General features: G+C 70.8%; 11 protein-coding genes and 1 tRNA gene. 4 read left to right on the plus strand and 8 right to left on the minus strand.

The genetic code is table 11. The features are described from left to right. Positions 1–11 precede the first annotated feature (11 nt). The 6 genes from Q7L73_RS00230 to Q7L73_RS00255 all read right to left on the minus strand — a co-directional run bounded on the left by Q7L73_RS00230 (position 12) and on the right by Q7L73_RS00255 (position 8,497). A complete protein-coding gene (locus tag Q7L73_RS00230; RefSeq protein WP_304687962.1) occupies positions 12–3,107 on the minus strand; it encodes a type I restriction endonuclease subunit R in 3,096 nt (1,031 codons plus the stop codon). Further along, a complete protein-coding gene (locus Q7L73_RS28665; RefSeq protein ID WP_310720048.1) occupies positions 3,104–4,333 on the minus strand; it encodes a restriction endonuclease subunit S in 1,230 nt (409 codons plus the stop codon). The genes Q7L73_RS00230 and Q7L73_RS28665 overlap by 4 nt, the downstream gene beginning before the upstream one ends. Then, the gene (locus tag Q7L73_RS00240; protein WP_304687966.1) at positions 4,326–5,888 is read right to left on the minus strand and encodes a type I restriction-modification system subunit M; all 1,563 of its coding nucleotides are present in this window, start codon (positions 5,886–5,888) and stop codon (positions 4,326–4,328) included. Before Q7L73_RS00240 ends, Q7L73_RS28665 begins: the two co-directional genes overlap by 8 nt. Before the next feature lie 468 nt (positions 5,889–6,356). Then, positions 6,357–6,429: transfer RNA gene (locus tag Q7L73_RS00245), tRNA-Ala, on the minus strand. 78 nt (positions 6,430–6,507) lie between these two features. Next, on the minus strand, positions 6,508–7,242 hold the full coding sequence (locus tag Q7L73_RS00250) for a hypothetical protein (RefSeq protein WP_304687968.1): 735 nt from the start codon (positions 7,240–7,242) through the stop codon (positions 6,508–6,510). Between the two features lie 97 nt (positions 7,243–7,339). Beyond that, on the minus strand, positions 7,340–8,497 hold the full coding sequence (locus tag Q7L73_RS00255) for an MFS transporter (RefSeq protein WP_304687970.1): 1,158 nt from the start codon (positions 8,495–8,497) through the stop codon (positions 7,340–7,342). A gap of 27 nt (positions 8,498–8,524) precedes the next feature. Between Q7L73_RS00255 and leuS the strand changes: the two genes are divergently transcribed. The 4 genes from leuS to Q7L73_RS00275 all read left to right on the plus strand — a co-directional run bounded on the left by leuS (position 8,525) and on the right by Q7L73_RS00275 (position 14,100). Beyond that, positions 8,525–10,993: a leucine--tRNA ligase gene (gene leuS / locus Q7L73_RS00260; RefSeq protein WP_304687972.1), complete on the plus strand. Its 2,469-nt coding sequence runs from the start codon at positions 8,525–8,527 to the stop codon at positions 10,991–10,993. An 11-nt stretch (positions 10,994–11,004) separates the two neighbouring features. Beyond that, the gene (locus Q7L73_RS00265; protein ID WP_304687974.1) at positions 11,005–11,604 is read left to right on the plus strand and encodes a hypothetical protein; all 600 of its coding nucleotides are present in this window, start codon (positions 11,005–11,007) and stop codon (positions 11,602–11,604) included. A gap of 136 nt (positions 11,605–11,740) precedes the next feature. Beyond that, positions 11,741–12,535 (plus strand): helix-hairpin-helix domain-containing protein, encoded by a 795-nt coding sequence (locus Q7L73_RS00270; RefSeq protein WP_304687976.1) that lies wholly within the window; start codon positions 11,741–11,743, stop codon positions 12,533–12,535. Further along, entirely contained in the window at positions 12,532–14,100 is a 1,569-nt protein-coding gene (locus tag Q7L73_RS00275; protein WP_304687978.1) for a ComEC/Rec2 family competence protein, read from the plus strand. Before Q7L73_RS00270 ends, Q7L73_RS00275 begins: the two co-directional genes overlap by 4 nt. Before the next feature lie 6 nt (positions 14,101–14,106). Here the strand turns inward: Q7L73_RS00275 and Q7L73_RS00280 are convergent, their stop codons facing one another. Together Q7L73_RS00280 and Q7L73_RS00285 are read right to left on the minus strand one after the other, a co-directional pair. Then, on the minus strand, positions 14,107–16,029 hold the full coding sequence (locus tag Q7L73_RS00280) for a PH domain-containing protein (RefSeq protein ID WP_304687979.1): 1,923 nt from the start codon (positions 16,027–16,029) through the stop codon (positions 14,107–14,109). After that, positions 16,026–16,520: a PH domain-containing protein gene (locus Q7L73_RS00285; RefSeq protein ID WP_304687981.1), complete on the minus strand. Its 495-nt coding sequence runs from the start codon at positions 16,518–16,520 to the stop codon at positions 16,026–16,028. Before Q7L73_RS00285 ends, Q7L73_RS00280 begins: the two co-directional genes overlap by 4 nt. Between the last annotated feature and the right edge of the window lie 32 nt (positions 16,521–16,552).

Genomic DNA, 16,552 nt, shown 5'->3' on the forward strand with positions numbered 1-16,552 from the left:
TACTGGCCGTGTCAGAGCGTGTCGTCTGTCCACTCGCCGGCGATCTCCGGATAACGGCGGTAGAGCACCCTGGCCTGCTGGAACACCCGCTCCGCGACGCCCTCGATGCCACCGTTGCGTTCGGGCACCGCGAATCTGTGCCTCCGCAGGAGGCGCTTGATGCTCGCACGGACCCTGGCCTCGAGGTTCGCGCGCTCGGTCCAGTCGACGGCGAGCTCGCGCCGAACCTGCTCGACGATCGCTCTTGCGAGGTCCCTGAGCCGCGGATCATCGACCCAGTCGTCGCCGGCGCTGACGATCGCGTCGTAGAAGGCGGTCTCCTCGCGAGACAGGCCCAAGGCGTCGTTCCGAAGCGTCTGGCTGCGGATGCTCTTGGCGAGGTCGACCATTCCCTTGATGACCTCGGCTGAGCTGAGCTGCTGCTCGTTGTAGCGGGACAGCAGTGCGCCCAGCTCGTCGCTGAAGCGCTTGTGCTGCGTGCGGTTCGTGGAGAGCCGAGCTCTGATCTGCCCCGCAAGGAGCTTCTTGAGCAGGGCGATCTGCAGCTCCGGCCGTCTGACCTTCGCGCCGAGGTCATCGAGGAACTCGTCCGACAGGACGGATATCTCGGGACGCTCCTCGCCAGCCACGGCGAAGACGTCGATGATCTCGCCGCCCGAGAGGCCATCTGAGAAGAACTGCTCCACCGCCCGTCGCGCCTCCGGCGAGGCGCCGTCGCCACCATCGGACCCGTCGGTCCGTGCGAGCCGCAGGTACTTGGCGACCGTCGCGAAGAAGTCATGGTCGTACCGCTGCGCGGTCGACGGCTCGTTCGGAGAGACGAGCGCGAACCACTTGGCGTACTGCGCTTGCTCATCGAGGAAGCGTCTGCTGGCGTCGTCGTCCAGGACGGAGCGCGCGACCGACTCCTGCGTCGCGAGCGCAAGGACGGTCGCCCGTTGGGCGTGACTCGCGTCCTCTGGCGGGCGAAACGCAATGCCGTGGAGAAGGTCGCACATAACCTCGTGTCTCTCGACGAGGTGGCGGCGTGCGACATCGAGCGGGATGACTACGTCGTCGACGTCACCCTGGGCGTAGGCCTTCAGCCCCGCGCGCAGGTCGTCGCCGATGCCGATGTAGTCGACGACCAGTCCTCCGGGCTTCGCTTCGAAGACGCGATTGACGCGGGCGATCGCCTGGAGGAGCCCGTGGTCGCGCATCGGCTTGTCGATGTACAGCGTGTGCAGGACGGGAGCGTCGAAGCCGGTCAGCCACATGTTCTTGACGACGATGACGCGAAGCGGCGACTCCGGGTCCTTGAACCGCTTTTCCAACGCCTTCAGCTGCTGCTTGGACTTACGGAAGTCGCTGATCGGGCTCCCGTCAGTGGCTGACGCGTTCATCACCGCGTCGACGGCGTTGTCACCCAGCCGCCCGCGCAGCCGCAGCGCGTACTCGCAGGCTGCGCGGCGGCTGTACGCGACGAGCATCGCCTTCCCCGGGAGGGTGCGGCAGCGGTCTTCGAAGTGAGCGACGAGGTCGTCGACGACACGATCGATGCGATCCGGCGCGCCGATGATCGCGTCCATGCGGGCGAACTCGCTCGTCGCCTCGGTCTGCCCTTCGTCGGTCTCCTGATCGAGGATGGCCTGGACGCGCTCCATCTCCTCGCGGTTGGCGGCGATAGGCACCTGGCGCGAGTCGTAATAGATGGGGACGGTCGCGCCATCCTCCTGAGCCTGCGCCATTCGGTACACGGAGATGTAGTCGCCGAAGGCGTTTCTCGTCGACCGGTCGGCGCGCTCGATCGGCGTCCCAGTGAAGCCGATGCGCGTCGCGTTGGGCAGCGCTCGCGTGATGTTCTGGGCGAGTGATCTGTACTGGCTGCGGTGTGCCTCGTCGGCGATGACGATCACGTTTTCACGAGCGGAGATGATCGGCATCGGGCCGTCCTCTCTCTCGCGCCGGCCGAACTTCTGGATCGTCGTGAACACGATGCCGTTGGCCGGGACGTCGAGCAGCCTGTAGAGGCTCTTCGGGTCGCGCTCGCCATCGATGCTCTCCGCCTGGTCGACCGCCGCCCGCAGGTGCTCCTGGCGGCTGAACGTCTCCGAGAGCTGATTGTCCAGGTCGTTCGTGTCCGTGACACAGACGATCGTGGGATTGGCGAAGCGCCGGTCGCGGCGCAGTTTTGTGACGTAGAAGACCATCGAGTAGCTCTTGCCGGCACCCTGGGTGTGCCAGACCACTCCGGCCCGGCGAGTCTTGTCGGCCATCGCTTCGGCGGTCGCCTCCACCGCCCGATTCACGGCGTCGACCTGGTGGTACTTCGCCATCACCTTCCACGTCTTCGCGCCAGAGCTCTCGAAGAGCACGAAGTTGCGGATCAGGTCGAGCAGGCCGGCGGGCGAGAAGACGCTGCGGATGAGGATCTCGAGCTGCGAGCGCTGTCTTGACTCCTCGGGGTCCATCGACTTCCACTCGGCGAAATGCGCGGCGGGCGTCGTCACCGTGCCCACTCGCGCGTGAAGGAGGTCGGAAACGCCGATCACCTCGACGTAGCGGTAGAGCCCGGGGATCGTCTTGCTGTAGTGGTGGACCTGGTTGACGGCCTTCGTCGGTCCATCCTCGTTCAGCGCCGGATTCTTCAGCTCGAGTTGCCCGAGCGGAAGCCCGTTGACGTAGAGCAGAACATCTGGCCGCCGGTTGTGTCCACCCTGCACGATCGTCAGCTGGTTGATGGCCGTGAACTCGTTGTTCCACGGCGTCTCCCAGTCGATGAGCTTCGCTCTCGTCGACCGCTCACCGTCCTCGTCGATCCAGGTGACGGGAATGCCGGACAGCAGCATGTCGTGAAACCGCTTGTGATCGACGATTGGCGTCGGGTGCTCCGACGTCATCGCCAGCTCGACGACCCGCCGCACGGCGGCGGCCGGAAGCTCCGGGTTGAGCCGAGCGACCGACCGCTCGAGCGTCGCGCGCAACACCACGTCGCTATCGAGCTGCCGCTCCGGTGCGCCCGGCGCTGCGATCAGTCCGGTGCCGTGGAGGTAACCCCATCCGACCTCCTGCAACCACTCGAGTGCCGGCTGTTCCGCGTACGCGTCCTCCGACACCCCGCCGTTCATGCCAGCGCCTCGATCGCCGCCCCGACCTGCTCCTCGGGATCGTTGGACAGCGGGACGCGAAGCTGGCCGGAGACGAGCTTGGCGAGGAGGGCGTGCCGGATCTTGGTGAGGGTGCGGCTCTCGCACGCCAGTGCAGCGATGTGTGTGATGATCGGTTCCGCCATGGCATCATGCGCTTTAAGTGCAGCGGGGCCCGGCAGCGAGCACTCAACGCCCTTGAAGTTCGTTTTGTTCACCTCGGGAAACGTTGAGCCACCAGCTCTCGCGTTAATTCTGTTCCGGCACCGCATGAGAGTTGAATATACAAACGAAGAACTCAATCTTGGTCGCGGAACTATGGAAATAAAGCCCTGGTTGGTCGCAAGCGGCTGCTGGGCGATTGCGATGATTCCAAGTGTGGCTCGCGACGTGTAAAGAACTGTTCCCGCTGGGAGCAGCTTCGCCGACGATCTAGCGAGCCCAGAACGAGAGATTCCGCGCTCGCCAGACCATACGCACGGCACGCCGCGCAATGCCGTCATGTCCTTCGGAGTGAGCCACGGAACGTCGGGTGGTTGCCAGTATTCCGCAACGGACGTCTTAGGCGTTCCACCTCCGGAAATCTCACCAAGGTCTCCGAGTGATACTTGATCGGCGTCTATAATCGCATGGTCGTGTACCCGATCAAGGGCGAGTGAGTAAGCGTCAATGAGTCTGACGTTGCTCTGGATCTTGCCGTCGATTGAACCCAGGATCGCGATGATCTGTGTTTGTGCCTCGAGCGGGGGGAGCCGTACCTTCATGTGTCGAAGGTGAGAGGGGCCAAGATGTTGCATTACGCTCCCGGCGCCCATCGCGCTTACCTGTGAGGTGAATCCGGGGTCTTCCAACAAGTACTGGACATAGTCCGGGAGCAGCGACGAGCTCCGCGGACGCATGCGGATGATGCCGGTGTACGGGATTGCTCCCTCGGCCGAAGCGTCGACACGCGCTACTCGCCCGAGTGACGCAGAAGTGCTCAGCAAGGTGTCCCCTATCTCCAGGCGGAAGTGGGACCATCTCGTCTCAACCTTCGCGGCATCGAGATAGTTGCAGCCGTCGAGCAACGACCGCCCAGTCAGCCCTGCCAGCCGCAGTAAGGGCACGCCTTCGTCACGAAAGTCTCTGGCCAGAATGCCGGGACCTTCACGAAAGTCGATCACATCAGGGAGAGGAGTCTCCGTCCAATACCGGCGGTCGTTAGCCATACTGCACTCGCCTAAGCGCGCGGCGGACCTCGTTCGTCAACCGCTCATTCTCCGCCATCTCACCCTCGAGTCTCTCGACCAGTTCAGCCATCCGCTCCTCGAACGCGATCTCGTCTTCCTCCTCCTCGGGCGCGCCGACGTAGCGGCCGGGGGAGAGGATAAAGCTGGCGGCCTCGATGTCGGCGAGCTTCACGGCGGCTGCGAACCCGGGCTCATCCTCGTACTCGCCGGCGCCGTCGTGGCCACGCCAGGCGTGGTAGGTATCCACGATCAGCCGGAGTTCTTCGTCGCCGAGCTCGATCTGCGTGCGGCTGATTCTCTGGCCCATAGAGCGAGCGTCGATGAAGAGGGTCTCGCCCCGACGGGCGCGCTCGCCGCTGGACGTCTTGTTGCGGTCGAGGAACCACAGGCAGACTGGGATTCCCGTGGTGTAGAAGAGGCCGGGCGGGAGGGCGACGATGCAGTCGACAAGATCGTCTCTGATGAGCGCCTCACGGATCGCTCCCTCACCGGACTGTGTCGACGTCAGCGAGCCGTTCGCAAGCACGAAACCGGCGCGGCCGTCCGGTGCCAGGTGGGAGGCGAAGTGCTGGATCCACGCGTAGTTGGCGTTGCCGTCGGGGGGCAAACCCCACTTCCAGCGCACATCGTCCTTGACGCTCGACGCGCCCCATCTCTTCTGGTTGAAAGGCGGGTTCGCGATCACAAAGTCCGCCTTGAGCGTCTGATGCTGGTCGTCGAGCAAGGAGTTCGCCAGCTTGACGTCGCCGCCGAGACCGTGGATCGCAAGGTTCATCCGGCCGATGCGCCAGGTTGCCTGGTTCATCTCCTGTCCGTAGATCGACAGCTCCTCGGGGCGCCCGGCGTGGGCCTTGATGAACGCGGCGGACTGGATGAACATGCCGCACGATCCGCATGCCGGGTCGAAGATGCGGCCCCTGTATGGCTCGAGCATCTCGACGAGCAGTTGCACGACGTTGGCGGGCGTGTAGAACTCTCCGCCGCGGTGGCCCTCTCTGCGGGCGAACTCCTTAATGAAATATTCGTAGACCCGTCCGAGGACGTCACGGGCCTTGTCGGGATCGTCGCCAAAGCCGATCTGAGCGATCGTCGAGACGAGCGTGCCCAGCGTCTCGGGACTCATCGCCGCACGGGCGTAGATCTTCGGGAGAGCGTCTCTGAGCGGAACGTTCTCACGTTCGATGAGTTCGAGCGCTCTGTCGATCTGCACACCGAGGTCCGGCAACGAGCCGAGCGCGAGGATGGCGTCCCAGCGTGCCTCGCGCGGGATCCAGAACACGTTCTCCGCCTCGTACTCGTCGCGCTCTTCGAGCAGCGCAATGCGGTCGGTGTCGTCCTCGAGGAACCACTCGGACTCCGGATCACGGCTGAGCCGGTCCAGCTCGCCCCGGCGGACCGCAAAGGTGTCCGACACGTACTTCAGGAAGACGAGGCCGAGCACGAGGTGCTTGTACTCCGCTGACTCCACGCTGCCGCGCAGCGCGTCCGCGGCTTCGAACAAAATCTTCTCTTCGGGTAAGTCAGCGTGCTTCACGTGCGTTCCTGGTCGTTGACCGCCGCATTCTCGCGCTTGCGTGAGGATCGCCGCTCCGCCACGACGGCGAGGCGGTTCGCCACCCCAATGCCCCGCGAGCAGGCTGATAGTGCGGGGCGGCGCCGGAGGCGGGATCCCGCGTTTGTATTGTCGGCTCTATTCGCGATGGAGGACGAGGGCCCGTCGTGGATGTTTGACTCCCGGCCATGCGTGTCGATCAATGACATCCCCTTCTGTCGCTTGCTGCAACTACTTCTCCGGTCGCCACTGCCGCCGGCAGCCCTCGGAAGCGTGCCAGATCTGAGGGCCGTGGGCCAACATGACGTGGCGTGCAGCGGAACGAACGCACGTCCTGGCGGTAGGACAGCCGTCTGGTACTCCCTGGTGGTACCCCCGCCGCCGAACCCACCCAAGTTCGCTTCCCCCTAAAACGACGAAACCCCCGCATGTGCGGGGGTTTCGTGTGAATGGAGCTAGTCGGGCTCGAACCGACGACCTTCGCGCTGCCAGCGCGACGCTCTCCCAGCTGAGCTATAGCCCCGGGGAAGGAGAAGTGTACAACGCCCGCGCGCGAGATGCCGGCTGACCTGCGGCACCCGCTGGGACCGGGCGGAATCCCCTATCGCTGCGGGATGAACTCGGGTACGTCGAGGTCGTCGTCGGCCCGTCGGCGGGTGCCGTTGCGGGGTGCGGAGTCGCGCGACGAACGGGGGAGATCACGCTCCCGTTCGCGGCGGCGCGGCGACGAATCAACCGCGGCCGGGCCCGGGTCGACGTGGTCGATGTGGGCGGCGAGCTGGTGGTGGACCTTGACGATGTCGCGCATCAGGCGCTCGGCGTTCGATCTGAGCGAGCCGCCCAGCTCGCGCAGGTTCTCGGTCAGCTCGAGGCCCTCGGCGCGGACCTCGCCGGCGACGACGCGGGCCTCGCTGGCCAGGTCGCGGGCGCGGCGCTCGCCGTCGGCGCGTCTCTCGGCCGCCCAGGCCTCGGCCTCGCGTCTGATCTCGCGGGCCTCCTGCTCGGCCACTGCTCTGATCTCGCCGGACTCGGCGCCGGCGAGCGTCTTCATCCGTGCGGCCTCACCTCTCGCCTCCAGGACCAGCCGCTCGGCGATTCTTCTCGCCTCGGCGATGATCTCCGCCGCCTCGTCCTCCGCCGCCGTCACGCGGTTGTCGGCCGCGCGGTCGGCCTCGGCGATCCGCTCGCGCAGCCGCTGCTCGGCGTCCTCGCGCAGCCTCGCCGCGGTGTCCTCGGCGGCCGAGATGATCGCGGCGACGCGGTTGGCGGAGACGGAGGCCGGGCCGCGCTGCTGAGGTTTGGCGGCCTGCTCGGTGGGGGAAGACTCGTCGGCCATCGTCGGGATGGTAATCGGCCAGGCGTCCAGGTTCCCTGATCGTGACACCGGAATGACCTGGACAGCTCTGGACGCCGACGCGCCAGACTCTGGGTGATCAGGCCGTCGCGACCGGCGCTCGCCGCGCCACCGTCAGCACCGCCAGCGCGCCGCCGAGCAGCGCCGCCAGCAGCAGCCACGTGACGGCTTCCGACCACGCGTCGGCGATCCCCGACCCGGCCACCGCGCCGACCACCTGGCCGCCGGCCCACACCAGGTTCACGAGCGCGAACGCCATCCCCTGCGCCAGCCCGGCCGCCGCCGCGCCGTCGGACAGCAGCGCCATCGCGGGCGTGTACAACGACCCGACGACCACGAACGACAGGACGATCGCCGGCACCAGCGCCACCACCGACCCGGGCAGCGTCAGCAGCAGCATGCAGAGGCACGATCCCGCCAGGCTCACGCGCAGGAACAGCACCCGCCCGTGCCGGTCCGACGCTCGCCCGACGACCAGCTGCACCGCCGCCTCGATCGCCGCCGCCACCAGATAGACGGCGCCGACGAGCAGCCCGCCCGCGCCGAGCCGGTCCAGCTCCAGCGGCGTCAGCACGTTCATCGCGCCGAACGCGAGCGCCGGCAGCAGCACGAACGCCATCCCGCCGCGCACCCGTCGCGTGCGCCAGGCATCTCGCACGCGCGCGCCCGCGAGGCCCGCGCCCGCCTCGGCGCCCGCCAGCGCAAGCGGCGTCCGCATCGCCACCGCCATCAGCACGACGCCGATCACCGCGATCGACGCGAACGGCACCTCCGGCCCGAGCGCCCGCGCCAGCGTCCCCAGCACCGGCCCGAGCAGGATCCCGACGACGCCGGCGACCATCGCCGCGCCGATCGTCTCCCCGCGCCGCTCAGGCGCGGTCGACGACAGCAGCCAGCCCATCCCGCCCGCGTACGAGCAGGCCCCGCCGACACCCTGCAGGAAGCGGGTCGCGTCGAGCAGCAGCACCGTTCTGCCGAACGCGAAGCCGAGGCTCGCGACGGCCATCAGCGCCAGCCCGAGCAGCACCGTCCGGCGCGGTCCCCAGCGCACCGCGAGCAGCCCGCTCGGCAGCGCGGCGATCAGCGTTCCGGCCGCATAGGCGGCGCCGAGCAGGCCGGCCTGCGACGTCGACAGGCCGTAGCGGTCGGCGTAGTCGGGCAGCAGCGGCGTGATCGCCGCATAGAAGGTCATGTCGACGAGGACGATCGTCCCGACGAGGAGCAGCAGCCGACGCACCGGCTCACGGTAGCCTGTCGTGCACCGATGAGCGATTTGCGCGAGCTGAGATACGAGCCGAAGGCGATCGAGCCGAAGTGGCAGCAGGTGTGGGCGGACGAGCACACCTGGGAGGTCTCCAACGAGGACGACGGCCGCGAGGCCTACTACGTGCTCGAGATGCTGCCCTACCCGAGCGGCGAGCCGCACATGGGCCATCTGAAGAACTACGCCCTCGGCGACGCGGTCGCGCACTTCAGCCGCCGCAGCGGCAAGCGGGTCCTGCACCCGATGGGCTACGACGCCTTCGGCCTGCCGGCCGAGAACAACGCGATCAAGACCGGCGTCCATCCGCGCGACGCGACGGCCGCCTCGATCGCCTCCTTCCAGCGCCAGTTCCGCGAGTGGGGCATCTCGATCGACTGGACGCGCGAGTTCGGCACGCACGAGCCGCGCTACTACAGATGGACCCAGTGGCTGTTCCTGCAGCTGTTCAAGCGCGGGCTCGCCTACAAGAGAGAGGGCTCGGTCAACTGGGACCCGGTCGAGGAGACCGTGCTCGCGAACGAGCAGGTGATCGACGGCCGCGGCGAGCGCTCCGGCGCGCTGGTCGAGATCCGCCAGCTCGAGCAGTGGTACTTCCGCATCACCGACTACGCCGACCGGCTGCTCGACGACCTCGACAAGATCCAGTGGCCGGATCACGTCAAGACGATGCAGCGCAACTGGATCGGCCGCTCGGTCGGCGCGCACGTCACCTTCCGCAACGAGGAGCTGGGCAAGGACTACGAGGTCTTCACGACCCGTCCCGACACGCTCTTCGGCGCCACCTTCTTCGTCATGTCGCCCGAGCACCCGGACGTGCTCGCGCTCGCCGAGGGCACCTCGCAGGAGGAGGCGGTCCGCGACTACGTCAGAAGAGCGCTGCTGGAGTCCAACGAGGACCGCGGCGCCGCCGACAAGGCGAAGACCGGCGTCCCGCTCGGCCGCAGCGTCGTCAACCCGGTCAACGGCGAGGCGATCCCGATGTACGTCGCCGACTACGTGCTGATGGAGTACGGCACCGGCGCGATCATGGCCGTCCCCGCCCACGACGAGCGCGACTTCGAGTTCGCGACCGTGCACGGCCTCCCGATCCGCCAGGTGATCGCCTCCGCGCCCGGCGCCGAGGACGAGCTGCCGCTGTCTGCCGACGGCGTGCTCGTCAACTCCGACGCCCGCTTCGACGGCAAGCCCAACCGCGAGGCGCTGGAGCAGATCGTCGCCTGGCTCGACGGCGAGGGCAGAGGCAGAAGAGCGATCAACTACCGCCTGCGCGACTGGCTCGTCTCACGCCAGCGCTACTGGGGCTGCCCGATCCCGATCGTCTACTGCGAGCAGCACGGCGCGGTGGCGGTGCCAGAGGACCAGCTGCCGGTCGAGCTGCCCGACGTCACCGACTACAAGCCGAGAGGCCGCTCGCCGCTCGCGGCCGTCGAGGAGTGGGTCGCGACGACCTGCCCGGAGTGCGGCGGCCCCGCCCGCCGCGAGACCGACACGATGGACACGTTCGTCGACTCCTCCTGGTACTTCCTGCGCTACACCGACGCGTCGAACGACACGGCGCCGTGGGATCGCGCCGTCGCCGACAGCTGGATGCCGGTCGACCAGTACATCGGCGGCGTCGAGCACGCGATCCTGCACCTGCTCTACGCGCGCTTCTTCACGAAGGCCTTCCACGACATCGGCCTGCTGAGCGCCGACGAGCCGTTCCAGGCGCTCTTCACGCAGGGGATGATCACGCGCGACGGCGCGAAGATGTCGAAGTCGAAGGGCAACGTGATCGCGCCCTCCGCCTACGTCGACAGATACGGCGCCGACACGGCCCGCTGCTACATCCTCTTCATCGGCCCGCCCGACCAGGACGCCGACTGGTCCGACGAGGGCGTCGAGGGCGTCCACCGCTTCCTCGCGCGCCTCTGGCGGCTGGGGATCGAGGTCGGCCGCGGCCCGGCTGACTCGCCGCACGCCGGCGACTTCGCCAACGACGCCGACGCCGTGCTGACGCGCAAGGCGCACTGGGCGATCGACAAGGTCACGCACGACCTCGGCGACCGCCGCTTCGCCTTCAACACGGCGATCTCGGCCGTGATGGAGCTGGTCAACGAGGCCTACCGCCAGCGCGAGAGCGCCTCTCCCGAGGTGCTCCGCTTCGCCGCCGCGACCGGCGCGTCGCTGATCTTCCCGTTCGCGCCGCACACCGCCTCCGAGGTCTACGAGAACGCGACCGGCGCGCGCGTGTGGGAGACGCCGTGGCCCGCCGCCGACCCGGCGATGCTGGTCGCGGACACGTTCGAGCTGGTGGCGCAGGTCAACGGCAAGGTGCGCGACCGCCTGACGGCGCCGGCCGACGCCTCGCGTGAGGACCTGGAGGCGCTGGCGCGCTCGGCTCCGAACGTGCAGGCCCATCTCGAGGGCAGACAGGTCGTGAAGGTGATCGTCGTGCCGGGCAAGCTCGTCAACATCGTCGTCCGGTAGGGCGATTTGCGGTGACCGTGTCGGGCGACGGCGGGGGCGACGGGGGCGTGCGCGTCGTCGCGCGCCCGCACGTCGCCGTGATCGGCGCCTCGCAGGCGGGGCCGGTCGAGTCGGCGCTCGCATTCACGGTCGGCGACCTGCTCGTGCGCGCGGGCGCGGTGATCGTCTGCGGCGGCGGGGGCGGCGTGATGGAGGCCGCCTGTCGCGGCGCCCAGCTCGCGGCGGAGGGCCTCTCGCGCGGCGGGCATCCCGAGCCGGAGAGCGGCCGCGCGCCGTTGGATCGCGCGGCGGAGATCGTCACGATCGGGATCCTCCCGGGCCTCGACCGCGCCGCCGCCAACCCCTACGTCGACGTCGCGATCCCGACCGGCATGGGCGAGCTGCGCAACGGCCTGATCGTCCGCGCCGTCGACGCGGTCGTCGCGGTCGGCGGCGCCTACGGGACGCTGTCGGAGATCGCGCTGGCGCTGCGCGCCGGCAAGCGGGTCGTCGGCCTGCAGACGTGGGAGCTGTCGCCCGAGCAGCTGCCCGACGACGGCTTCGTCGTGGCCGCGGAGGCGGAGGAGGCGGTCGCGATCGCCCTCGACGCCGCCCGCTCGGCGAAGCTCTGAGCGACATCGGATGTGACAGGCGTCGCGCGCTTTGCGACGTCCTGCGCAGTCTCCGCACTCTTGTCGCAGAGCCTGCGCTGAATCGGCACTGATCGCGTCTAGCGCTGTCACAGCGGCCGGCCATAGCTTGCGGGACATGCCGCAGCCGACCCGTCCCCAGCTCGCCCTCTATGCCGCATTCGCGATCGCCGTCCTCCTGATCGGCGGTCGGTTCCTGCGGTCGGGCGATGCGGGGACGGCCGGCAGCGGCCCAGACGGCGGCGCTTCCCCCGGCGTCGTCGCTCCGGATGGCGCCGGCGGACCTCGTGCCGCCGGCGCCTCCGGAGATCCCTCTGCTGGCGGAGGCGCCGCCGGCGACGGCTCGGCCGATGCTGGCGCGGCGGCCGGCGGCGCTGGCGCCGGTGGCGCGGCGCGTGGCGATGGCGCGGCGGGCGCCGGCGGCGACGCGGCGCTTGGCGCTGCCGGTGCGGGCGGCGCGGTCGTGGACGTGAAGGGCGCGGTGCGCCATCCGGGCGTCTACCGCGTCGCCGACGGGGCGCGCGTCCTCGACGCGGTCGACCGTGCCGGCGGTCTCACGGCCCGCGCCGACCGCCGCGGCGTCAACCTCGCGGCGAGAGTGACCGACGGCGGCGAGGTCGTCGTGCCGCGGCGGGGCGAGCGGGCCGGCGCGATGGCGCCGGCGGGCGCGGGCGGGACGTCGGCCGCGGCGGCGGACGGGACTGCCGCGGCCGATGTGCCGCTCGCACTCGACATCAACACCGCCTCCGCAACCGAGCTGGAGCAGCTCGACGGCGTCGGCCCGGCGACAGCGGCGAAGATCGTCTCCTACCGCGAGCAGAACGGCCCGTTCAGCTCGATCGAGGAGCTGGACGCCGTCTCCGGCATCGGCGAGGCGAAGCTGGCCGCGATCCGCGCCCAGCTCGGCAGATGAGCGCGGCGGCCCGCGCGGTCGGTGTCGTCGAGGAGGCGCTGGACCAGCTCCGCGCCCATCCCCGCCACCTCGTGCTCGGCGCGCTCGTCGCCGGCCTGCTCGCGATCAGAGTCGGGTCCGGCGGCGTGCTGCTGCTGGCGCTGACGGCGGGGGCGCTGGCCGGCCGTCCGGTGGTCGCCGTCGCTGCGCTCGCGGCGGTGCTGATCGGCGCGATCGGCGGCCAGGCGCGCCTCGCCGCGCTCGACCGCACCGCGCTCACCCCGCTGCTCTACACGCAGGTCACTGCCGAGGTGACGCTGCTGGAGCAGCCGCGCCCGGTCCAGTTCGGCAGCACCGCGCTCGCCTCGCTGCGTACGCTCGTACACGATGATGCGGGTGCGGGCGGTGCGGTGGAGGCGGCGGGTTCGGCGGGCGCGGGGAGAGCGGCGGGCGCGGCGGGTGCGACGACGACAGGGGCGGGGGAGCGGGTGATGCTCCGCATCCGCCAGGCGACGGTGTGGCCGGCGGTCGCGACCGGCGGCGTCGTGCGGGTGAGCGGGCGGCTGCGGCGGCTGGGCCCGTTCGAGCAGCACTACGTGCGCAAGGGCGCGCACGCGGCGATCACGGTCGACGCCGCCACCGCGACCGGGGCTCGGCGCGGCGGGCTCTGGCGTCTGGTCGATCTCATCCGCGGCCGTGCGGAGGCTGCCCTGGGCGTCGGGCTCGCGCCGCCGCAGGCCGCGCTCCTGCGCGGCATGGCGCTCGGCCAGGACGAGGCGCTGAGCGAGCAGACCCGCGACGAGTTCCGCACCTCCGGGCTCAGCCACCTGACGGCCGCGAGCGGCGCCAATGTCGCGCTGCTGCTGGCGCTCGCGCTGCCGCTGCTGACGGCGCTCGGGCTCGGGCTGCGGCAGCGGCTCACCGCCGCGCTGGCGCTGATCGCGCTCTACGTCCCCCTCGCCGGCGGCGGTCCCTCGATCCAGCGGGCTGGCGCGATGGGCGCCGCGACGACCGCCGCCGCGCTCGCCGGTCGTGCCGCCTCGCGCTGGTACGCGCTGCTGCTCGCCGCGGCGGTGACGCTCGCCGTCAATCCCCGCTTCAGCGCCGATCCCGGCTGGCAGCTGAGCTTCGCGGCCGTCGTCGCGATCGCGCTCGCGACGCCCGCCGTCGCCACGCGGCTGCGGCGCCGGCGCGTGCCCGGCCCGCTCGCCGACGCGGCGGCGATGACCTTCGCCGCGACGCTCGGGACGGCGCCGCTGCTGGCGTTCCATTTCGAGGAGCTGTCGCTCGTCTCGCTGCCCGCGAACGTGCTCGCCGCCCCGGCGGTCGCGCCGATCATGTGGCTCGGCATGCTCGCCGCCGCCGTCGGCCAGTTCGCCGCTCCGCTGGCGCTGCCGCTCAACACGCTCAACGCCAGCCTGCTCGGCTACGTCGGCGCGATCGCCCACACGGCCGCGACCGTTCCGCACGCCGAGGTGAGATGGCGGCTCCCCGGCCCGCTCGCGCTGGCAGGCCTCTATGCCGCCGTCGCCGCGCTGGTCGCACTGATCCGCTGGCGGGCTCCGCCAGCCGGCGATCGGTGGTGACGGGCCTCAGCCCGCGGGCGCCGGCTCGGCGTCAGCGGCCGGTGCGGTCGCGTCGCCTTCGAGGAACGGCGCCAGCAGGCCCGGGACGGCCGCCTCAGCGAAGGCGAGCCCGTCGCCCGCGGCGATGTCGACGACCTCGTAGCCGCCCTTGCCGGCGGCGGTCGTCGCGGTCAGCGTCACGAGGCCGGAGCGGCGCTGGAAGGGGGAGCGGCGCACGTTCCAGCCGATCACTCCGTCGCGACGGAGGGCGGTCGTGTGCCGCGACAGGAGTCCGTGGCGCGTGACGACGTACTCGCTCGTGAGCCGATGGCCGAGCGCGCGGTAGGCGTCGTGGGCCAGCAGCAGGAACAGCGGCGCGAGCGCCAGCGGCAGCAGCCACAGCCAGCTCGGAAGCCACCCCGCGACCGGCCCGGCCAGCAGCAGCGCCAGCAGCGGAACGCCCGCCGCCGCCACCGCCCGCGTCAGCCGCCGCCGCAACGCGGCACGCGGATGCGCGACGAGGCCGGCGACCAGCGCGAAGCTGTTCGCCGCGTCGCCCGGCATCGCGCCGCCGCCCGCCGGGGCGTGCTCCTGCAGCACCTCGGCTGCGATCGCCTCGGCCTCGGCGCGGCCGACGTGCGGCAGCAGCGTGTCGGCGCCGCCCTCGGGTCTGTCATGGCCGCTGGAGCGCAGGCCGCTGACGATCGCGCGCAGCCCGGCGCCGCCGACCAGCCGCTGCAACGGCGGCTCCGACAGCTGGACGCCGCGCAGGCGGCGCTGCTCGATCGTCACCGAGCGCGACGTCAGCAGGCCGCGGCTGAGGTGGAGCGTGCCGCTCGGCTCGCGCGTGAGGCGGAAGCGCCACCAGCTCTCGCCGAACTGCAGGCCCGCGCCGACCGCGCCCACCAGCGACAGCACGACCAGCGCCAACAGCACCAGCAGCACGAACGCCCACCACGGCTCGGTGTCGGCGCGCTGGAGCCCGTCCTCCGCGGCGTTGCCGACTATCCGCCCGAACCGCTGCTCGAGCCCGATCTGGTCGAGCAGGTTGAACAGCGCCCCGAACGCCGCGACCGGCAGCAGCAGCGTCCACGGCGACAGCAGGTGGTACGGCAGCCAGCGCCAGCGCAGCCGCGCGATCTCGACCTCCGGTGGGGCGTCAAGGTCGAACGCCTCCGCCGCGCCGTTCGCGCCGGCCGCGCCGCCGGCGGCGGACTGCGAGGCGGCGGTCGCGCCGCCCGCGGCAGATGGCGAAGCGCCGGCCGCGCTGCCGGCTGCGGACGACGAAGCGCCGGCCGCGACCGCGGGCGCCCCGCCGGCCACCGCGCCCCGCCGCAGCAGCTCCGCGCGCAGGCGGCGGGCCTCGTCGGCGGCGACGGCGTCGAGGCGCAGCTGGCCCTGCTCGTGCGTGCCGGTGCCGATCTCGACCGTCGTGATGCGGAACACGCGGTGGAGCGGCTTCGCGGTCAGGTTGACCGTGCGGACGCGGTCGCGCGGGACCGACAGCGCTCTTCTGCGCAGCAGCCCCGATCTCAGCTCGACCAGCTCGTCGCCGACGCGGTACCGGGTCGTCGCCCAGGTGACCGCGTCGCCGAGCGCCCGCAGCGCCCCGCCGCCGAAGACGAACGCGACCGGGATCAGCACCGTCCGGTCGATCGCGCCGCCGAACACGAGCAGGAAGGCGATCGGCGCCAGCGACCCCGCCACCCGCGCCACGTGCACCGCCAGCACCCGCACGTCGAGCTGGCGCCAGGCGGCGGCGTCGGAAGGGGGCGCGGCGGCGGCGTCCGCGGGCGGCGGGGCGGCGGCGCCTGACGCCGAGGGCGAGTTGGAGGCGCTTGGGGGCGGGACGGTCTCGTCCGGCGCGGAGGGCGGGGCGGCGTCGTCCAGCGGGGGCGTGGCGACAGCGTCGGAGGCGGGCGGCTGCGAGTCGGGCGCGTCGGCGCTCATGTGGCGTCGCCGGGGATCGCCTGGGTCGTCTCCGTCAGGCGGCCGACCAGCTCGACCGCCTCGGTGTGGTCGAGGCCTTCGATCACGATCGCGCCGCTCGCGGACGCCGTCGTGACCGTCACCGAGGCGAGGCCGAACAGCTGCTGCAGCGGGCCGCGCTGGGTGTCGACCGTCTGCACGCGCGAGAGCGGCGCGACGCGCCACTCCTGCAGCAGCCAGCCGGACGCGGCGTAGACCGCCTCGGGCGTCGTCTCCCAGCGGTGCACCCGATACCGCCAGCGCGGCATCACGACCACATACGCCGCGCCGACCAGCGCGCCGACCGCGAGCGCCACCAGCAGCCAGTCGCGCAGGCTCTCCCACAGCACGGCCGCGACGGCCAGCGCGGCAAGCGCCGGCACGACCGTCGTCAGCGCCTGCGCCGTCCACCACCGCACCGCGCGCGGGTCGACGCGGTGGCGCGGCGGGCGCAGGCGGAGGTCGGTCTCCATGCCGCCACGCTACCGCGCCGGCCGCATCGGCT

Source organism: Conexibacter sp. CPCC 205762 (genome assembly GCF_030646155.1).
In the GTDB taxonomy this organism is placed as follows: Bacteria; Actinomycetota; Thermoleophilia; order Solirubrobacterales; family Solirubrobacteraceae; genus Conexibacter.

Excerpts from the sequence above, each read along its gene's own strand:
- Q7L73_RS00270 (WP_304687976.1), top strand. The coding sequence starts at position 11,741 with ATGCCGCAGCCGACCCGTCCCCAGCTCGCCCTCTATGCCGCATTCGCG.
- Q7L73_RS00275 (WP_304687978.1), top strand. The coding sequence starts at position 12,532 with ATGAGCGCGGCGGCCCGCGCGGTCGGTGTCGTCGAGGAGGCGCTGGAC.
- leuS (WP_304687972.1), top strand. The coding sequence starts at position 8,525 with ATGAGCGATTTGCGCGAGCTGAGATACGAGCCGAAGGCGATCGAGCCG.
- Q7L73_RS00280 (WP_304687979.1), bottom strand. The coding sequence starts at position 16,029 with ATGAGCGCCGACGCGCCCGACTCGCAGCCGCCCGCCTCCGACGCTGTC.
- Q7L73_RS28665 (WP_310720048.1), bottom strand. The coding sequence starts at position 4,333 with ATGGCTAACGACCGCCGGTATTGGACGGAGACTCCTCTCCCTGATGTG.
- Q7L73_RS00285 (WP_304687981.1), bottom strand. The coding sequence starts at position 16,520 with ATGGAGACCGACCTCCGCCTGCGCCCGCCGCGCCACCGCGTCGACCCG.
- Q7L73_RS00250 (WP_304687968.1), bottom strand. The coding sequence starts at position 7,242 with ATGGCCGACGAGTCTTCCCCCACCGAGCAGGCCGCCAAACCTCAGCAG.
- Q7L73_RS00230 (WP_304687962.1), bottom strand. The coding sequence starts at position 3,107 with ATGAACGGCGGGGTGTCGGAGGACGCGTACGCGGAACAGCCGGCACTC.